Source organism: Oceanobacillus chungangensis (genome assembly GCF_003369565.1).
In the GTDB taxonomy this organism is placed as follows: domain Bacteria; phylum Bacillota; class Bacilli; order Bacillales; family Amphibacillaceae; genus Oceanobacillus; species Oceanobacillus chungangensis.
On the sequence record NZ_PIOD01000016.1, the window covers coordinates 304,663 to 320,147 of the forward strand.

Below are 15,485 nucleotides of genomic sequence, written 5' to 3' on the forward strand. Positions count from 1 at the left end.
ATACGTATAAAGATGGTATATTTTAAGTTAAATATACGGTTTTGAGGTGTGATGATGAAAAGAAGTAACAGATTAGTTGTATTGACTGATTTTTTTCTTGAGAATCCAAGAAAACATATACAGTTACCATACTTTGTAGATTTATGTAATACAACAAAATCATCCATAAGTGAGGATTTAGATATAATTAATACGGTTCTGGAAGAGCAAGGACTTGGTTATTTGCAAAGAACTACTGGTGCTGGTGGCGGAGTGAAATACATTCCGGAGTTTGACACAAGTAAAAGTGAATTATTTGTAGAAGAGCTTCGTCAAAAGCTGATGGATCCTAATCGAATTCTTCCAGGTGGCTATTTATACATGAGTGATTTACTTGGGGACCCTAAGATTGTTCGAGAAATAGGACGTGTATTTGCATCTGCCTTTTCAAAATTAGATATCGATGTCGTTGTTACAGTAGCGACAAAGGGAATCCCATTAGCATATGCAGTGGCATCTTTTCTGAATGTGCCAGTAGTAATCGCAAGAAGAGATCCGAAAGTAACGGAAGGCTCCTCTGTAAGCATTAATTATGTTTCTGGTTCATCACGTAAAATACAAACAATGGTGTTGACGAAGCGAAGTTTGAAGGCGGGGGCCAATGCATGTATTATTGATGACTTTATGAAGGCCGGCGGAACTATCAATGGCATGATTAGCTTACTGGCAGAATTTAATGCACATGTAAAAGCCATCGGAGTATTAGCAGAAGCTGATGATGAAGATGAAGAACGGGTCGTAACCAATTATACTTCACTAGTAAAAATATCGAGCGTTGATATGCTGCGAAAGACAATTGAAATTCAGCCTGGTAATATAGCGTCACTCTAGTAGTAATAAATAGTAAAAAAGAATGATATTAACTAATTTTTCCCTCAAAATAGAATTCTTGTGATTTTTTTATTTTATTTTGCAATTTTAGCAGGAATTTTATTTGTTTTGTTGAACTATCTAATATAGTAAGTTCAATAGGGAAAAGGTGGTGAAACATCATGGAAGTAACTGACGTTAGATTACGCCGCGTGAATACAGAGGGAAGAATGCGAGCTATTGCATCGATTACTTTGGACCAAGAATTTGTCGTCCATGATATTCGAGTTATTGATGGAAATAATGGATTATTCGTGGCTATGCCGTCAAAAAGAACTCCAGATGGGGAATTTCGGGACATTGCACACCCGATTAACTCTGGAACACGTGCAAAAATACAAGAAGCTGTACTTGGAGAGTACCATCGCGTTGGGGAAAATGAAGAAGTGGAATATGAAGAAGCTGGGGCTTCCTAATAAACATGATTAATACAGAGGGGTCTAATCTAAACAGATTGGACTTCTTTTTTTTTAGGCGGTGAAATCAAGTATATTAGGTGTTTTTAACTAGAATTCTGACATAATAGAGAGAAGGATAATGATGAAGTTTTCCTGATTCGTGAAAAAGGTAATCTATACCTACTATTAACTCTATGTTATCTATGTGTTGAAATCCTATGTTTTTTACGATATATTTTATAGTGGATAAATAGTAATGATGGAGGTTTCCTTATGACGAAACGGTATGCTGTAATTCTTGCAGCTGGGCAAGGAACGAGAATGAAATCGAAACTATATAAAGTGCTCCATCCAGTAATGGGACGTCCGATGGTTAAACATGTGATGGATCAACTTAATGCTATACAATTAGATAAAACGGTTACGATTGTTGGCTTTGGTGCTGAGAAAGTAATCGAAACACTAGGCGATGTATGTGAATTCGCAGTTCAAGAAAAGCAATTAGGAACAGGACATGCTGTTTTGCAGGCGGCCGATATATTAAAGGATTTAGACGGTACAACAATTGTCGTATGTGGTGATACACCTTTAATCACGGATGAAACATACAAAGCCCTCTTTGAACAGCATGAGAAAGAGGGAGCTAGCGCAACTATTTTAACAGCGAGTACTTCGAATCCTGCTGGATATGGACGGGTTATTCGTAACAAAGATAATGAAGTTGAACGAATTGTGGAACATAAAGATGCAAGTTCAGAAGAGCTATTAGTTGGAGAAATCAATACAGGTACGTATTGCTTCGATAACCAAGCACTATTCTCAGCACTGCAAGAAGTTTCCAATGATAATGCACAAGGTGAATATTACCTTCCTGATGTTATTGAAATTTTACGTGGACAAGAGAAGAAGGTAATTGCATTCCTAACACCTGATTTCGATGAAACATTAGGTGTAAATGATCGCGTTGCATTAGCACAAGCAGAAAAGACTATGAAATTGCGCATTAATGAGAGGCATATGCGTAATGGGGTTGCGATTATCGACCCGGATAATACATACATCCACCCAGATGTAGTAATTGAATCAGATGTAACTATCCACCCAGGAACAATTATAAAAGGCGCAACAACGATTAAGTCAGATGCTGAAATTGGACCAAACAGTGAAATATCTAACTGTTATATTGGTGAAGGAACGGTAGTGAAGCAAAGTGTTGCAAATGATAGTAAGATCGGTCAACGGGTAAAAATCGGACCTTTTGCACATATTAGACCAGATTCAACCATTGGTGATGATGCAAAACTAGGTAATTTTACTGAGATAAAAAAGACATCTCTTGGAAATGGAAGTAAGGTTTCTCATTTAAGCTATATCGGCGATGCAAATGTTGGCGATAATGTTAATATTGGCTGTGGTACAATCACAGTTAATTATGATGGAAAGAATAAATTTCTAACAACAATTGAAGATGATGCTTTTATCGGATGTAACTCTAATTTAATTGCACCAGTAACAATCGGAAAAGGGTCCTATGTTGCTGCAGGATCAACAATTACGAAGAATGTACCAGAAGATGCATTATCGATTGCTAGGGCAAGACAATCGAATAAAGAGGGCTACGCTACAAAGATCAAGAATAGAAAAAAAGATTAACGGAGGGTTATTATCCATGGCATCAAGTTATAAGGATTCAACGCTAAAGGTTTTCTCTTTGAATTCCAATCGTAGGTTATCAGAACAAATCGCAGAACATATTGGGACACCATTAGGTAAATGTACCGTTTCGAAATTTAGTGATGGTGAAATTCAAATTAATATTGAAGAAAGTATTCGTGGCTGTGAAGTTTATGTCATCCAATCCACATCTGATCCAGTTAACGATCATTTAATGGAGCTACTAATCATGATTGATGCATTAAAACGTGCATCAGCGAAATCAATTAATATTGTGATGCCATATTATGGATATGCAAGACAAGATCGAAAAGCACGCTCACGTGAACCGATTGCTGCGAAATTAGTAGCAGATATAATCGAACAAGCTGGTGCAAATCGTATGATTACACTCGATCTACATGCTCCACAGATTCAAGGATTCTTTGATATTCCAATTGATCATTTACAAGGTGTACCTATTCTATCTGACTACTTTGAAGGGAAAAACCTTGAGGATGTTATTGTTGTCTCCCCAGATCATGGTGGTGTAACTCGAGCACGTAAAATGGCAGATCGCCTGAAAGCACCAATCGGAATTATTGATAAACGCAGACCGCGTCCAAATGTTGCTGAGATTATGAATATCATTGGTAACATTGAAGGCAAGACGGCAATATTAATCGACGATATTATTGATACAGCAGGAACGATTACGCTTGCGGCCAACGCTTTAATTGAAAATGGCGCGAAAGAAGTGTATGCTTGTTGTACGCATCCAGTTTTATCAGGACCTGCAATTGAGCGAATCAATAATTCACAAATAAAGGAACTGGTAATTACGGATAGTATTCCGCTTCCAGCTGAAAAACAGGTTGATAAAATTACAGCCCTTTCTGTTGCTCCATTAATCGGTGAAGCAATAATAAGAGTACATGAGCAACAATCGGTGAGTGTTTTATTCGACTAAAAGGATTAAGTTTATACAATAACGGGTATAAATTATATTGATCGTTTTATACAGCTCCATTGCAACAACGACTAGTGAAGAAGATAGAAAGAATAAACTCGATCTTGAAATGAGCTAAGTGGTAAATAATTTGGAGGATGATAATATGTCAGTACAATTAAAGGCAAAAATGCGAGAAGATCTTACACGCTCTAACACGAAAGAATTAAGGGAACGTGGATTTATACCCGGAGTTGTTTATGGAAAGGCAAAAGAGTCTAAGAATATTGCTGTGGAGAATGTCACTTTACTTAAGACCGTTCGTGATGAAGGAAAAAACGCAGTAATCTCTCTGAATATTGAAGACGATAAGCCTGTTAATGTTATGCTTCATGAATATCAAGTAGACCCTATTCGAGATGCCGTAATCCATGTAGATTTCTATTTGATAGATCTATCTGAGGAAATGGATGTATCGGTAGCCCTTAATCTTCAAGGTGAAGCAAAAGGTGTAAAAGAAGGTGGCGTACTGCAACAACCATTATTTGAGGTTCAAGTACGTGCGAAACCAAGTGATATACCTGACGAAGTTGCATTTGATATTTCTTCCTTAGAAATTGGAAATGTGCTCATGATTGCAGACCTACCAAAAAGCGATACTTATGAATATCTTGATGATCCAGAAACTACCATCGCTACAATTCTACCACCTGGTGGAAATGAAGTAGAGGAAACGGTAGAAGAGGATGCAGAAACAGAAGCAGGAGCAAAAGAAGAATAATAAATGTATAGATAACAACAAGACCCTCCCAAAAGATGGTGACATCATATGCCCATTCTTATTAGGAGGGCTTATTGTATTGAGTTGTTTGGTGGCCTGAAATATTTAAGTCACCTCTTAAATAAGGTAAAACTGGACAAAAGTTTAAAGCTAGTTTAGCGACTTACGGACTGCACCCCGCAGTTTGGGGTGGTTAGATGTTGACGTTCACCACAAGAGTATAAGTGTGACTAATCCTCATGTGTAACCAATCCTTTAGATTGTCCTGAGGTGAGGAGCACGGGTGCTGAAGCTGGACGTGGACTTCCCCGTCAAAAGTATGGAAGCGAGAAATTTTTTATACTTTCTTATTCTATTAGAAAAGGGACGAATTTAAATGAAATGCATTGTTGGTTTAGGAAACCCTGGGAGAAAATACGAGGATACTCGTCATAATGTTGGTTTCATGGTGATTGATGAGCTCCTCAAACGCCATAATTGGAGTTTAGATAAAAAGAAATTTAATGGGCAGTATGCGATGGAACATCATCAAGGTGATAAAATCATCCTGCTAAAACCACAAACTTATATGAACCTTTCAGGTGAATCAATTCGCCCCTTAATGGATTTTTATAATCTTGATCTAGAAGATATACTAATCATTTACGATGATTTAGATTTGCCAACAGGGAAAATACGGTTACGACAAAAGGGTGGGCATGGTGGTCACAATGGAGTTAGATCTTCTATTGACCATCTTGGAACAAAAGAGTTTAAGCGGATTCGTATCGGAATTGGTAGACCTTTATCACCAATTCCAGTAGTGGATTATGTACTAGGATCATTCTCGAAAGACGAGCAGGGAGATGTTAGTGCAAGTATTAAATTAGCAGCAGATGCATGTGAAGCGTGGCTGAACACCCCTTTTATAGATGTAATGAGTGAATATAATAATTGATTGTTTCATATGTTGTATCGTAGCGCTGAGACGTATGGGTCATGTATACGAAGGGATTTTTCGGATAAACTATAATAATAGGATGTTCAAAAAGTCCGGTAAAACTGACACGTCATTTTTATCCTCCTTTTTGAACGGGAAATAGTAAGCTATTGTTTATTCGAGGAGGTTTACCGGTGTCAATCGTATACAAATGTAGACATTGTGGACAGGAAATTGCCAAGTTAGATCAGCAAGTGATTGATACAACGATGTTAGGGCTTGATCAATTATCGATAAAGGAAAAAGAAGAAATGATCCAATATAAGGATAATGGCGACGTTGATGTTCAGACTATTTGTGAGGATTGCCAAGAGACATTGGGACATCATCCGCACTATCATGAATTAGATTTTTTTATACAATAACATACGCAGAAAGAGCTTTGGTACCCAACCAAAGCGTTTTTGTGCTTAGAAAGCGAAGTAAGCGGGGGTCTAGTAATGAAAGGAATAAATCAATTTTTACAATCAAAGGAAGATATACAGTCCATTATCCATGGCATTGCGAATGGAATGAAGGAGCAGCTCGTAGCCGGACTTTCTGGTTCTGCTAGGAGTATGCTTGTTTCTGCTATTAATGAATCCATTAATAAACCCATTTTGTTAGTAACGCATCAGCTCGTACAAGCGCAACAGCTATATGATGATTTGTCAGAGTTCATGGATGAAAAAAATGTATATCTATATCCTGTTAATGAACTTATAGCATCAGAAATTGCAATTGCTAGTCCGGAACTAAGAAGTCAGCGGATTGAATCATTAATGGAATGGTCCAAGAAGAAGTCCGGTATTTTAATTGCACCTGTAGCAGCGTTAAAGCGGATTCTACCTCAGCCTGCTTATTGGGATAAATACCAATTACAATTTAAAGTTGGGGAGGATATTGAGATTGATACTTATCTCACGTCATTAATTGATATGGGTTATGAGCGATCGACAATGGTGACAACACCAGGAGAATTCAGCAAACGTGGTGGAATAATCGATATCTATCCAATAACAGAAGAACATCCAATCCGCATCGAATTATTCGATGAGGAAATTGATTCTATTCGCTACTTTGACGCAGAAACGCAGCGTTCCTTAACGAAGAAAGAAGAAGTAATGGTTGGACCAGCGACAGAATTATTGCTTACACAGGAAGATATTCTAACCGCTTCGGAAAGGTTAGAGGAAGCATTAGCGGAAACCTTGAAGAAAGTAAAGACTGCATCGGTAAAAGAAGAGCTGGTCAGCGCAATGGAACAGGATATCAGCCGTTTACGCAATTTGGAGCGGTTCCAGGAAATGTATCGCTATATTGGCTTTTACTACAATGAGCCTGCTAGTTTATTAGATTATCTCCCAGAAGATGGGTTTATTATTTTCGATGAAATGAGCAGGATTCAGGAGACGGCTTCGAATCTAGATGCAGAAGAAGCGGAATGGTATAGTAATTTACTCGAATCTGGGAAAATGGTGCAAAATAGTAGATTCTCATTCGACTTCTATACCGTTCAAGAAAAGATGAGACAGCAGCGCCTGTATATGTCTGTTTTCTTACGGCATATACCGAATACGCAGCCACAGAATATCATTAATTTATCATCAAGAGCAATGCAAGAATTCCATGGACAAATGCACCTGTTTAGGACCGAGTTAAAACGCTGGGAAAAAGGAGATTTCTCGGTTGTTATTTTAGCGCCGAATGAAAAACGTGCAGAAAAGATCCATTCTATCTTAATGGACTATGAAATTGAAGCTGCCGTCACAGAGGATTTAAAGCTTCCTGTAGAAGTGCCAACAATTATGATTGGAAATATTAGCAATGGTATTGAATTTCCGATGCATAAACTGGTACTCATCACAGAAAATGAATTATTCAAGAAGAAAACAAAGCGAAACCGAAGACAGCAAAAAATCTCTAATGCAGAGCGAATTAAGAGTTACCAAGAGTTAAAGGTAGGCGATTATGTCGTTCATGCAAACCATGGTGTTGGAAAGTACCTTGGTATCGAAACATTGGAAGTTAATAAACTGCATAAGGATTATATGCTGCTTCGCTATTCTGGTGACGATAAGCTTTATGTGCCAATCGATCAAATTGATTTAGTTCAAAAGTTCGTTGGTTCAGAAGGGAAGGAACCGAAGCTATATAAACTTGGTGGTTCTGATTGGGCGAAGGTAAAACGGAAGGTTCAGTCATCTGTTGAAGATATTGCCGATGATTTAATTAAGCTTTATGCGGAGCGCGAAGCAAGGAAAGGGTATGCTTTCTCAGAGGATACAGAAATGCAACGTGAATTCGAAGCATCTTTCCCATATCAGGAAACAGAAGATCAACTCCGATGTATTGAAGAAATTAAGCAGGACATGGAAAGAGAGCGGCCAATGGATCGCTTATTATGTGGTGATGTTGGTTATGGTAAAACGGAAGTAGCGATACGTGCAGCGTTTAAAGCGATTGCCGATGGAAAGCAAGTAGCAATTCTAGTACCGACAACGATTTTAGCGCAGCAGCATTTTGAAACGGTCCGGGAGCGATTCCAGGATCATGCAATAAACATTGGACTGTTAAGCAGATTTCGGACTAGAAAAGAGCAAACGGAGACAATTAATGGCTTAAGAAAAGGTACCGTAGATATTGTGATTGGTACCCATCGCGTACTATCAAAGGATATCGAGTTTCGCGATTTAGGCCTACTTATCGTGGATGAAGAACAACGCTTTGGTGTGAAGCATAAGGAAAAAATTAAACAATTGAAATCGAATGTGGATGTACTAACCTTAACTGCTACACCAATTCCAAGAACGTTACACATGTCAATGCTAGGTGTTCGAGATCTTTCCGTTATCGAAACACCACCTGAAAACCGTTTTCCAATTCAGACCTATGTGATGGAATATAATCCAATCCTCGTTAGGGAAGCAATTGAGCGAGAAATGGCGCGGGAAGGGCAAGTGTTCTTTCTTTATAACCGAGTAGAGAATATTGAAAAGGTAGCGCGTGATATTGGAATGCTTGTTGATGATGCAAGAATCGCGGTTGCCCATGGTCAAATGAACGAAACAGAATTAGAAAGTATCATATTTGGCTTTTTAGAAGGAGAGTATGATGTACTAGTTAGTACGACCATTATTGAAACAGGTGTTGATATTCCGAATGTAAACACGCTAATCGTAAGCAATGCGGACCGTATGGGCCTAAGTCAGCTTTATCAGCTGCGTGGTCGTGTCGGTCGTTCAAATCGTGTAGCATATGCTTATTTCACCTATCAGAAGGATAAAGTGCTTACTGAAGTGGCCGAGAAGCGACTCCAAGCAATTAAGGAGTTTACGGAATTAGGTTCTGGATTTAAGATAGCAATGCGCGACTTGTCAATTCGCGGTGCAGGAAACTTATTAGGATCACAACAGCATGGCTTTATTGACTCTGTAGGATTTGATATGTATTCACAAATGCTATCAGACGCAATTGAAGCGCGTAAAAATGGTAAGGAAATTGAGGGAATCACACCATTTGAGCCTGAACTTGCACTGAGTATAGATGCTTATATTCCAGATGAATATATTAAGGATGAGAAACAGAAGATTGATATTTACAAGCAATTTAGGGCACTTGAATCAAAAAATGATATTGAAGAATTAAGGGATGAATTGATTGACCGTTTCGGTGATTATCCTGAAGAAGTTGGAAACCTATTTATTGTAACGGCAATAAAAATGTTTGCAAGAAAAGAACGTGTCGAGTCGATTTCTGAAAAAGGGAATAAGATCACCTTGCTTATGGAGGAGAATCGCAGCCAGCAAATCGATGGCTCCAAATTATTTGAGCTCGCAAATGAATTTGGCCGTGGCGTACAATTAGGAACGGAAAATACGAAGCTTAAGGTTGTATTCCAATCGTCGAAGGAAACAGAGCACAGTAGGTATGATACTGTCGAGGCATTTATTAAGAAATTAAATATTGTTAATCGCGATAATGCATAGTGCTTAAAGGTACGAGGAACTAAAAAAGGGAGGCTTTCACCTAAAGACGTGGTGATGGCCTCCCTTTTCCAATAAATGTCTAAGAAAATAGGCTCATCATGTATAGTTCTTCCAAAGTTAATTCATACTAAAACCACACCTGGTGATATTTACACGTTTAGAGAACAATTAGTAATGCAGGAAATGATAATAGTGGCATTTTCTTCATCGTTATACTATTTGTGATGAGATTAAGCATCCATTTCATGTGTAGGAAGATAATCATCATTAGAAAGCGAGGCAACTTAGTATGAAAGCAACAGGCATTGTACGTCGAATTGATGATTTAGGCAGGGTTGTAATCCCGAAGGAAATCAGAAGAACATTACGTATTCGTGAAGGAGACCCATTAGAAATTTTTGTTGATCGTGAAGGAGAAGTTATACTAAAAAAATATTCACCTATAAATGAATTAAGTCACTTTGCACAAGAATATGCAGAAGCGCTATTTAACTCTCTCCAGTTTCCAGTATTAATTTGTGATCGTGACGAAGTAATTGCAATTGCTGGAGAATCAAAGAAAGACTATCTAAATAAAAATATTAGTTCAGAAATGGCAAAAATAATTGAGAATCGTACGCAAGTATTTCAAGAAGAAAGCAGTGAATTTGAAATCATTGACGGAAATGAATTGCAGTTTAATTCCTATTGTATCCATCCAATTATCGCAAATGGTGATCCAATTGGCTGCGTCATCATGTTTTCAAAAGAAGGGGATAAACTTAGTAAAGTAGAACAAAAATCGCTCGAAACAGCTGCAGGTTTCTTGGCCAAACAAATGGAATAATACTTAGTAAAGCAAAAATCAGCAAACATCTTACTGGTTTTTGCTATTTTTTTGTAATAAGAAAGTAAAAAAGCTTTTCTATTTGCGAATAGATTTAATAGTATTATCAAGTGTGCAATATAGCTGAATAGTTGTTGGAAACTGCGAATTAAACTTAAACTTGATTGTAGCTGGCGGACGGTGGTGTCATAGAAAACGAGGCCAATTCCTTCAGAGGAAATTGCTTAGAATGTTTCTTTAACCACAGCTATTCCATAGAGCAAGAAAAGCTTGGGAAAATTATTTTTTCGAAGAGTCTTCTGTTCACTGTTACGATCAATAGCTATGAGAGAGAAATGCTATCATATTCTATAGGGAGTTAGTAAATTAATATGTTTGATTACCAGTCCAGCGTAGGAAATATACGGAGACTCCTGCGGGAGGCTCACCAGCTCGCCTAAGGTGCGCGAAGTGTATTTCCGGAGCGACCGGCCCGAGAACTCTTATCGCATTAAGTAGTTCGGACTTTATCTAAATAGTGACAAACTAGGTGTGCTATTTTGCTAAGATATCAAGGATTACTTTGCAAATATGCTATAATATAGTGAAATTTGAATGTAGCGGAGATGGGCGTTTATTATGGTGGAAAACGAATCGAATCGACTTGTTAAGGGGGCGTTGTTACTAACCTTTGCAGGACTTATTAGCAAAATTCTAAGCGCTGGTTACCGGATACCATTGCAAAATTTAACAGGGGATATTGGTTTTTATATTTATCAGCAAATATATCCTATCCTCGGTATGGTGATGATCTTGTCTTTGTACGGATTCCCCACAGCGATTTCAAAAATGATTGTTGAACTAGGAGAAAATGGGAAGAAGCCTTCCTTAACTGGATTTTATTTGCCGATTTTTTCCATCCTTTTTGTCATCAATGGGATGATCTTTCTATTCCTCTTTTTCAATGCGGAATTAGTAGCAAATTGGGTAGGGGATGAAAATCTAGCGCAATCGTACCGGGCCGCAGCGTTTGCCTTTTTGCTCGTTCCTTTCACGTCATTGCTTCGAGGTGTCTTTCAAGGGAATTATTATATGAAGCCGACAGCTTTTTCGCAGGTTGGCGAACAATTTGTCCGGGTGTTTATTATTATTGCTGCAGCAATTGCGGTATCGATGCAAGTAATCAAAATATATTCAATTGGTCAATTCGCTGCAATCGGCTCAATAGCTGGGGGCGGGATGGCGCTGCTCATCCTCAGTTATTATTTTGTAAGAAATAAACCATATTCTACTCTGCATACTGATATTCCTATCCATCATTATGTGAAACAAATTGTCATTTTAGGAATGGTTGCTGCATTAAATCATATGACACTTCTCGTTATTCAGTTTGCTGATGCTTTTACGCTTATTCCGAGCTTAATGGAATATGGATTAACGCAAATTGAAGCGATGGAGGCAAAAGGAGTATTTGACCGCGGACAGCCATTAATTCAGATTGGAACAGTATTAGGATCATCGTTTGCATTAGCACTTATTCCTTCTATTTCCAAGCAAAAGCTGGAAGCGGATCCGACTACCTTTTATTATTACATACGCAGTGCATTAGTATTTAGCTTTTATTTAGCGGTTGGCGCAACGATTGGGCTTATTGCTATTTTTCCAGAAACGAATCGTTTGCTATTTGAAAATGATCAGGGAACATTCGATTTGCAAATTCTTGTACTTTCTATTTTCCTTTGTTCTATTGCGATTACTGCATCCTCGCTTCTTCAGGGATTAGGTTTTATTAAGCGGACGGCGGGCTTTGTTCTCGGCGCGCTCTTTGTAAAGTGGATCGCAAATCAATTATTCGTACCGTGGTGGGGTATCACTGGCAGTGCGATTGCAACGGTTCTTAGTTTGCTTGTATTATTCATTCTTGTTCTGTTTGAATTAAAAAGGAAATTACCAGAATTGAATTTCTTCAGGCAGATAAAGTGGCGTGCACTAATTGCCGCAAGTATTTCTATGATTGTTTATCTCTTATTAATGGAATACTTATTATTAGTGCTAGGTGGAAATGCCGGTTCACGTTTGTATTTATTAGGTTATGTATTATTCGCTGCTAGTACAGGTGCATGTATTTTTCTAGTTTGTTTATTAAGAGGTGGGGCATTTTCCGCAGAACAATTGAAGATGATGCCATTCTCATCTAAATTAATTCGTATTCATAAAGGGAGGAAGATAAATGAGTAAGATAGAAATTATTGGGTTAGGCGCAGGCGATATTAATCAATTATCAATTGGTACATATAAGAAATTAACGGAAACAAAAGCAACGGTATTTACTCGTACATTGGATCACCCAGTTATTCAAACAATCGAAGAAGCTGGAGTTCGCTTCCAATCCTTCGATAATATTTATGAAGAAGAAGAGCAATTTGCGACCGTTTATGAACGGATTGTTGCTCGATTGATTGAAGAAGCGAAGAAATCAGCAGAGGGAATCCTTTATACTGTTCCAGGTCACCCAATGCTTGCAGAGAAGGCAGTACAGCTTTTACTTGATCAGGATGAGGTGGAGGTCGAGGTTGTTGGTGGGCAAAGTTATTTGGACGACCTATTTACATCTTTAAGAATCGACCCAATTGATGGATTCCAGTTCGTTGATGGCACTTCCTTTGAGCGAAGCCAGCTTAATTATCGTCAGCACATTATTTTTTGTCAGGTTTATGACCGTTTTATAGCATCAGAAGTAAAGCTTGCATTGCTTGAGGATTTGCCTGCAGATTATGAGGTCGTTGTGGTCGAGGCAGCGGGAAGTCAGCAGGAAGTAATTACAAAACTTCCATTGGAGGAATTGGATCATGGCTTGGAGGTCAGTAATCTAACCAGTGTTTATATTCCACCAGCGGAGAATCACCTGCTGAATCACACCTTCTCGAATCTACGAGAAGTAATCCGAGTATTAAGGTCACCGAATGGTTGTCCGTGGGACCGAAAACAAACCCATGAAAGTCTCAGAGAGTATGCCGTTGAAGAGGTATATGAACTGATTGATGCAATTGATCAACAGGATGATGAAGGTATTATAGAAGAGCTTGGCGATATTCTTCTCCAAGTGATGCTTCATAGTCAAATTGGTGAAGATGACGGCTACTTTAACGTTGATGATGTCATTCGCGGGATAACGGATAAAATGATTCACCGTCATCCGCATGTCTTCGGAGATCGTGATGTATCTTCTGTTGATGAAGTGCTAACGAACTGGGAAGCATTGAAGAAGGAAGAAAAGGGTGAAATGCGACAATCTGTTCTAGATGGTGTTTCTAAATCTTTGCCATCACTTGCAAAGGCGTACCAACTACAGAAGAAGGCTGCAAAGGTTGGATTCGATTGGAAAGAAGTCCAGGATATTTGGAAAAAGCTTGAGGAAGAATTGGCAGAAGTGAAAGAAGTGATTGAAGCGAATGATCACCAAGAAGTTGAGAAGGAATTCGGTGATGTCTTATTTGTAATCGCCAACCTAACAAGGTATTATAAAATAAATCCGGAAATTGCCTTGAACCTTTCAAATCAGAAGTTTATTTCTCGATTTTCGTTTATTGAGGAGCAGTTGAGGGAAAAAGGTACGGCGATAGAAGATGCAACATTAGAGGAAATGGATGCATATTGGGACCAAGCAAAAGAAAGAGAGTGATTGGGAGATGCGTTTAGATAAATTTTTAAAAGTGTCACGTTTAATCAAACGTCGTACTTTAGCGAAGGAAGTTGCAGACCAAGGGCGAATTTCCGTTAATGGAAACCAAGCTAAGGCTTCAACCGTCCTTGCAACAGGAGATGAGCTCGTCATTCGCTTTGGACAAAAGCTAGTAACGGTTAAAGTAAATGATTTACGCGAAACGGTAAGAAAAGACGAAGCAGAAACAATGTACACGATCGTTAAAGAAGAACAAGTTCAGTAGAAGTCATTGTGAATCGTTTATCTTGAATGCAACGGGTTGATAAGACTGGTTGTTATCAAAAAGCTGCATATATGCAGGCCTCTGAGCATTTATCATTCTAAAGTATTAGCAGTATATAAACGGAATGAACTTCCACTTTATTAGTTCTATACTTGTCCCTCCTTTCATAAATTAATATGGATAAGGAGGGCTTTTTTATGAACTACTATGAGAATAAGGAAATCACTACGCGTGCACAAACAGACCATACTGTAAAGCTAAATAATCGTAAGAATCTGGAAATAACGGGTGTTAAAGAAGTTGATAGTTTTGATAATGAAGAGTTTTTATTGCAAACAGTCATGGGTTATCTCATTATCCGCGGTCAAAATCTACAGTTAAAAAACCTCGACGTTGCAGAAGGAATTGTAACGATTAAAGGTAAAATTTACGAGCTTTCCTATGTCGACGAAGATCAGCAGGAGAAAGCTAAAGGATTCTTTAGCAAGTTATTCAGATGACCCTGAGCATTCAGTTCATGACGATGGCCGCCATGGTTTTAAGTGGGTTTTATTTAGGATTAATTCAAGATACCTATCGTCGATTTACACGATATTGGCAAAGACGAATCTTTCTAACTTATGTTATGGAGATTTGTTTTTGGCTTACACAGTCGATCATTCTATTTTATGTATTATACCGCGTAAATGCAGGGGAAATTAGGTTTTATATTGTGATTGCATGTTTATTAGGATTTTCTATGTATCAAGTAGTCGCTGCCAATCTCTATAAGCGATTACTTGAACATGTAATTAGAATCTTCATGTCTATCTATCACTTTTTTGCTAGAGTTGTACAAGTACTGATTATTACGCCGATTCGGTGGATTATCATCACTTTGCTTACGATCCTCTTAATGGTTTTAAAGTTATTTGGAAATATAATCTTCTTTATTCTAAAAATACTTGTTGCTCCTTTTAAATGGGTCGGCTATGCCCTCTATCAACTGCTCCCCGAAAAAGTTAAAAAGAATTTACACAAAATTGCAGGATTTTATAGTAGAATGAAGAATATATGTATAAAGTGGGCGAAGTTTCTCAAGATTAATAGGAGGTAG

Annotated in this window: 14 protein-coding genes; all 14 read left to right on the forward strand. The window is 38.1% G+C overall.

Features of this window, described 5'->3' with window-relative positions:
- Positions 1–54 precede the first annotated feature (54 nt).
- The 14 genes from purR to yabQ all read left to right on the forward strand — a co-directional run bounded on the left by purR (position 55) and on the right by yabQ (position 15,485).
- A complete protein-coding gene (purR, locus tag CWR45_RS14680; protein WP_115750603.1) occupies positions 55–870 on the forward strand; it encodes a pur operon repressor in 816 nt (271 codons plus the stop codon).
- A gap of 161 nt (positions 871–1,031) precedes the next feature.
- The gene (gene spoVG / locus CWR45_RS14685) at positions 1,032–1,325 is read left to right on the forward strand and encodes a septation regulator SpoVG (protein ID WP_114914837.1); all 294 of its coding nucleotides are present in this window, start codon (positions 1,032–1,034) and stop codon (positions 1,323–1,325) included.
- A 255-nt stretch (positions 1,326–1,580) separates the two neighbouring features.
- A complete protein-coding gene (gene glmU, locus CWR45_RS14690) occupies positions 1,581–2,960 on the forward strand; it encodes a bifunctional UDP-N-acetylglucosamine diphosphorylase/glucosamine-1-phosphate N-acetyltransferase GlmU (RefSeq protein ID WP_115750604.1) in 1,380 nt (459 codons plus the stop codon).
- 16 nt (positions 2,961–2,976) lie between these two features.
- Positions 2,977–3,930: a ribose-phosphate diphosphokinase gene (locus CWR45_RS14695; RefSeq protein ID WP_115750605.1), complete on the forward strand. Its 954-nt coding sequence runs from the start codon at positions 2,977–2,979 to the stop codon at positions 3,928–3,930.
- Positions 3,931–4,075: 145 nt separating this feature from the next.
- The gene (locus tag CWR45_RS14700; RefSeq protein ID WP_115750606.1) at positions 4,076–4,690 is read left to right on the forward strand and encodes a 50S ribosomal protein L25/general stress protein Ctc; all 615 of its coding nucleotides are present in this window, start codon (positions 4,076–4,078) and stop codon (positions 4,688–4,690) included.
- A 376-nt stretch (positions 4,691–5,066) separates the two neighbouring features.
- Complete coding sequence (gene pth / locus CWR45_RS14705; protein ID WP_115750607.1) at positions 5,067–5,627, forward strand: aminoacyl-tRNA hydrolase; 561 nt, start codon at positions 5,067–5,069, stop codon at positions 5,625–5,627.
- Between the two features lie 176 nt (positions 5,628–5,803).
- Complete coding sequence (gene fin / locus CWR45_RS14710) at positions 5,804–6,034, forward strand: anti-sigma-F factor Fin (RefSeq protein WP_115750608.1); 231 nt, start codon at positions 5,804–5,806, stop codon at positions 6,032–6,034.
- 75 nt (positions 6,035–6,109) lie between these two features.
- Positions 6,110–9,637, forward strand: coding sequence for a transcription-repair coupling factor (mfd, locus tag CWR45_RS14715; protein ID WP_115750609.1), 3,528 nt, complete (start codon positions 6,110–6,112; stop codon positions 9,635–9,637).
- Between the two features lie 289 nt (positions 9,638–9,926).
- Complete coding sequence (spoVT, locus tag CWR45_RS14720) at positions 9,927–10,463, forward strand: stage V sporulation protein T (RefSeq protein WP_115750610.1); 537 nt, start codon at positions 9,927–9,929, stop codon at positions 10,461–10,463.
- Between the two features lie 618 nt (positions 10,464–11,081).
- Entirely contained in the window at positions 11,082–12,680 is a 1,599-nt protein-coding gene (locus tag CWR45_RS14725; protein WP_115750611.1) for a putative polysaccharide biosynthesis protein, read from the forward strand.
- The gene (gene yabN / locus CWR45_RS14730; RefSeq protein WP_115750612.1) at positions 12,673–14,124 is read left to right on the forward strand and encodes a bifunctional methyltransferase/pyrophosphohydrolase YabN; all 1,452 of its coding nucleotides are present in this window, start codon (positions 12,673–12,675) and stop codon (positions 14,122–14,124) included. Before CWR45_RS14725 ends, yabN begins: the two co-directional genes overlap by 8 nt.
- Positions 14,125–14,131: 7 nt before the next feature.
- Positions 14,132–14,389: an RNA-binding S4 domain-containing protein gene (locus tag CWR45_RS14735; protein ID WP_115750649.1), complete on the forward strand. Its 258-nt coding sequence runs from the start codon at positions 14,132–14,134 to the stop codon at positions 14,387–14,389.
- A gap of 197 nt (positions 14,390–14,586) precedes the next feature.
- A complete protein-coding gene (gene yabP / locus CWR45_RS14740; protein WP_115750613.1) occupies positions 14,587–14,889 on the forward strand; it encodes a sporulation protein YabP in 303 nt (100 codons plus the stop codon).
- Complete coding sequence (yabQ, locus tag CWR45_RS14745; RefSeq protein WP_115750614.1) at positions 14,886–15,485, forward strand: spore cortex biosynthesis protein YabQ; 600 nt, start codon at positions 14,886–14,888, stop codon at positions 15,483–15,485. The genes yabP and yabQ overlap by 4 nt, the downstream gene beginning before the upstream one ends.

What these genes read in the sequence shown, in the direction of transcription:
- CWR45_RS14725 (WP_115750611.1), top strand. Translation starts at nt 11,082, where the DNA reads ATGGTGGAAAACGAATCGAATCGACTTGTTAAGGGGGCGTTGTTACTA.
- glmU (WP_115750604.1), top strand. Translation starts at nt 1,581, where the DNA reads ATGACGAAACGGTATGCTGTAATTCTTGCAGCTGGGCAAGGAACGAGA.
- yabQ (WP_115750614.1), top strand. Translation starts at nt 14,886, where the DNA reads ATGACCCTGAGCATTCAGTTCATGACGATGGCCGCCATGGTTTTAAGT.
- spoVG (WP_114914837.1), top strand. Translation starts at nt 1,032, where the DNA reads ATGGAAGTAACTGACGTTAGATTACGCCGCGTGAATACAGAGGGAAGA.
- CWR45_RS14735 (WP_115750649.1), top strand. Translation starts at nt 14,132, where the DNA reads ATGCGTTTAGATAAATTTTTAAAAGTGTCACGTTTAATCAAACGTCGT.
- yabP (WP_115750613.1), top strand. Translation starts at nt 14,587, where the DNA reads ATGAACTACTATGAGAATAAGGAAATCACTACGCGTGCACAAACAGAC.
- spoVT (WP_115750610.1), top strand. Translation starts at nt 9,927, where the DNA reads ATGAAAGCAACAGGCATTGTACGTCGAATTGATGATTTAGGCAGGGTT.
- pth (WP_115750607.1), top strand. Translation starts at nt 5,067, where the DNA reads ATGAAATGCATTGTTGGTTTAGGAAACCCTGGGAGAAAATACGAGGAT.
- CWR45_RS14700 (WP_115750606.1), top strand. Translation starts at nt 4,076, where the DNA reads ATGTCAGTACAATTAAAGGCAAAAATGCGAGAAGATCTTACACGCTCT.
- purR (WP_115750603.1), top strand. Translation starts at nt 55, where the DNA reads ATGAAAAGAAGTAACAGATTAGTTGTATTGACTGATTTTTTTCTTGAG.
- yabN (WP_115750612.1), top strand. Translation starts at nt 12,673, where the DNA reads ATGAGTAAGATAGAAATTATTGGGTTAGGCGCAGGCGATATTAATCAA.
- CWR45_RS14695 (WP_115750605.1), top strand. Translation starts at nt 2,977, where the DNA reads ATGGCATCAAGTTATAAGGATTCAACGCTAAAGGTTTTCTCTTTGAAT.
- mfd (WP_115750609.1), top strand. Translation starts at nt 6,110, where the DNA reads ATGAAAGGAATAAATCAATTTTTACAATCAAAGGAAGATATACAGTCC.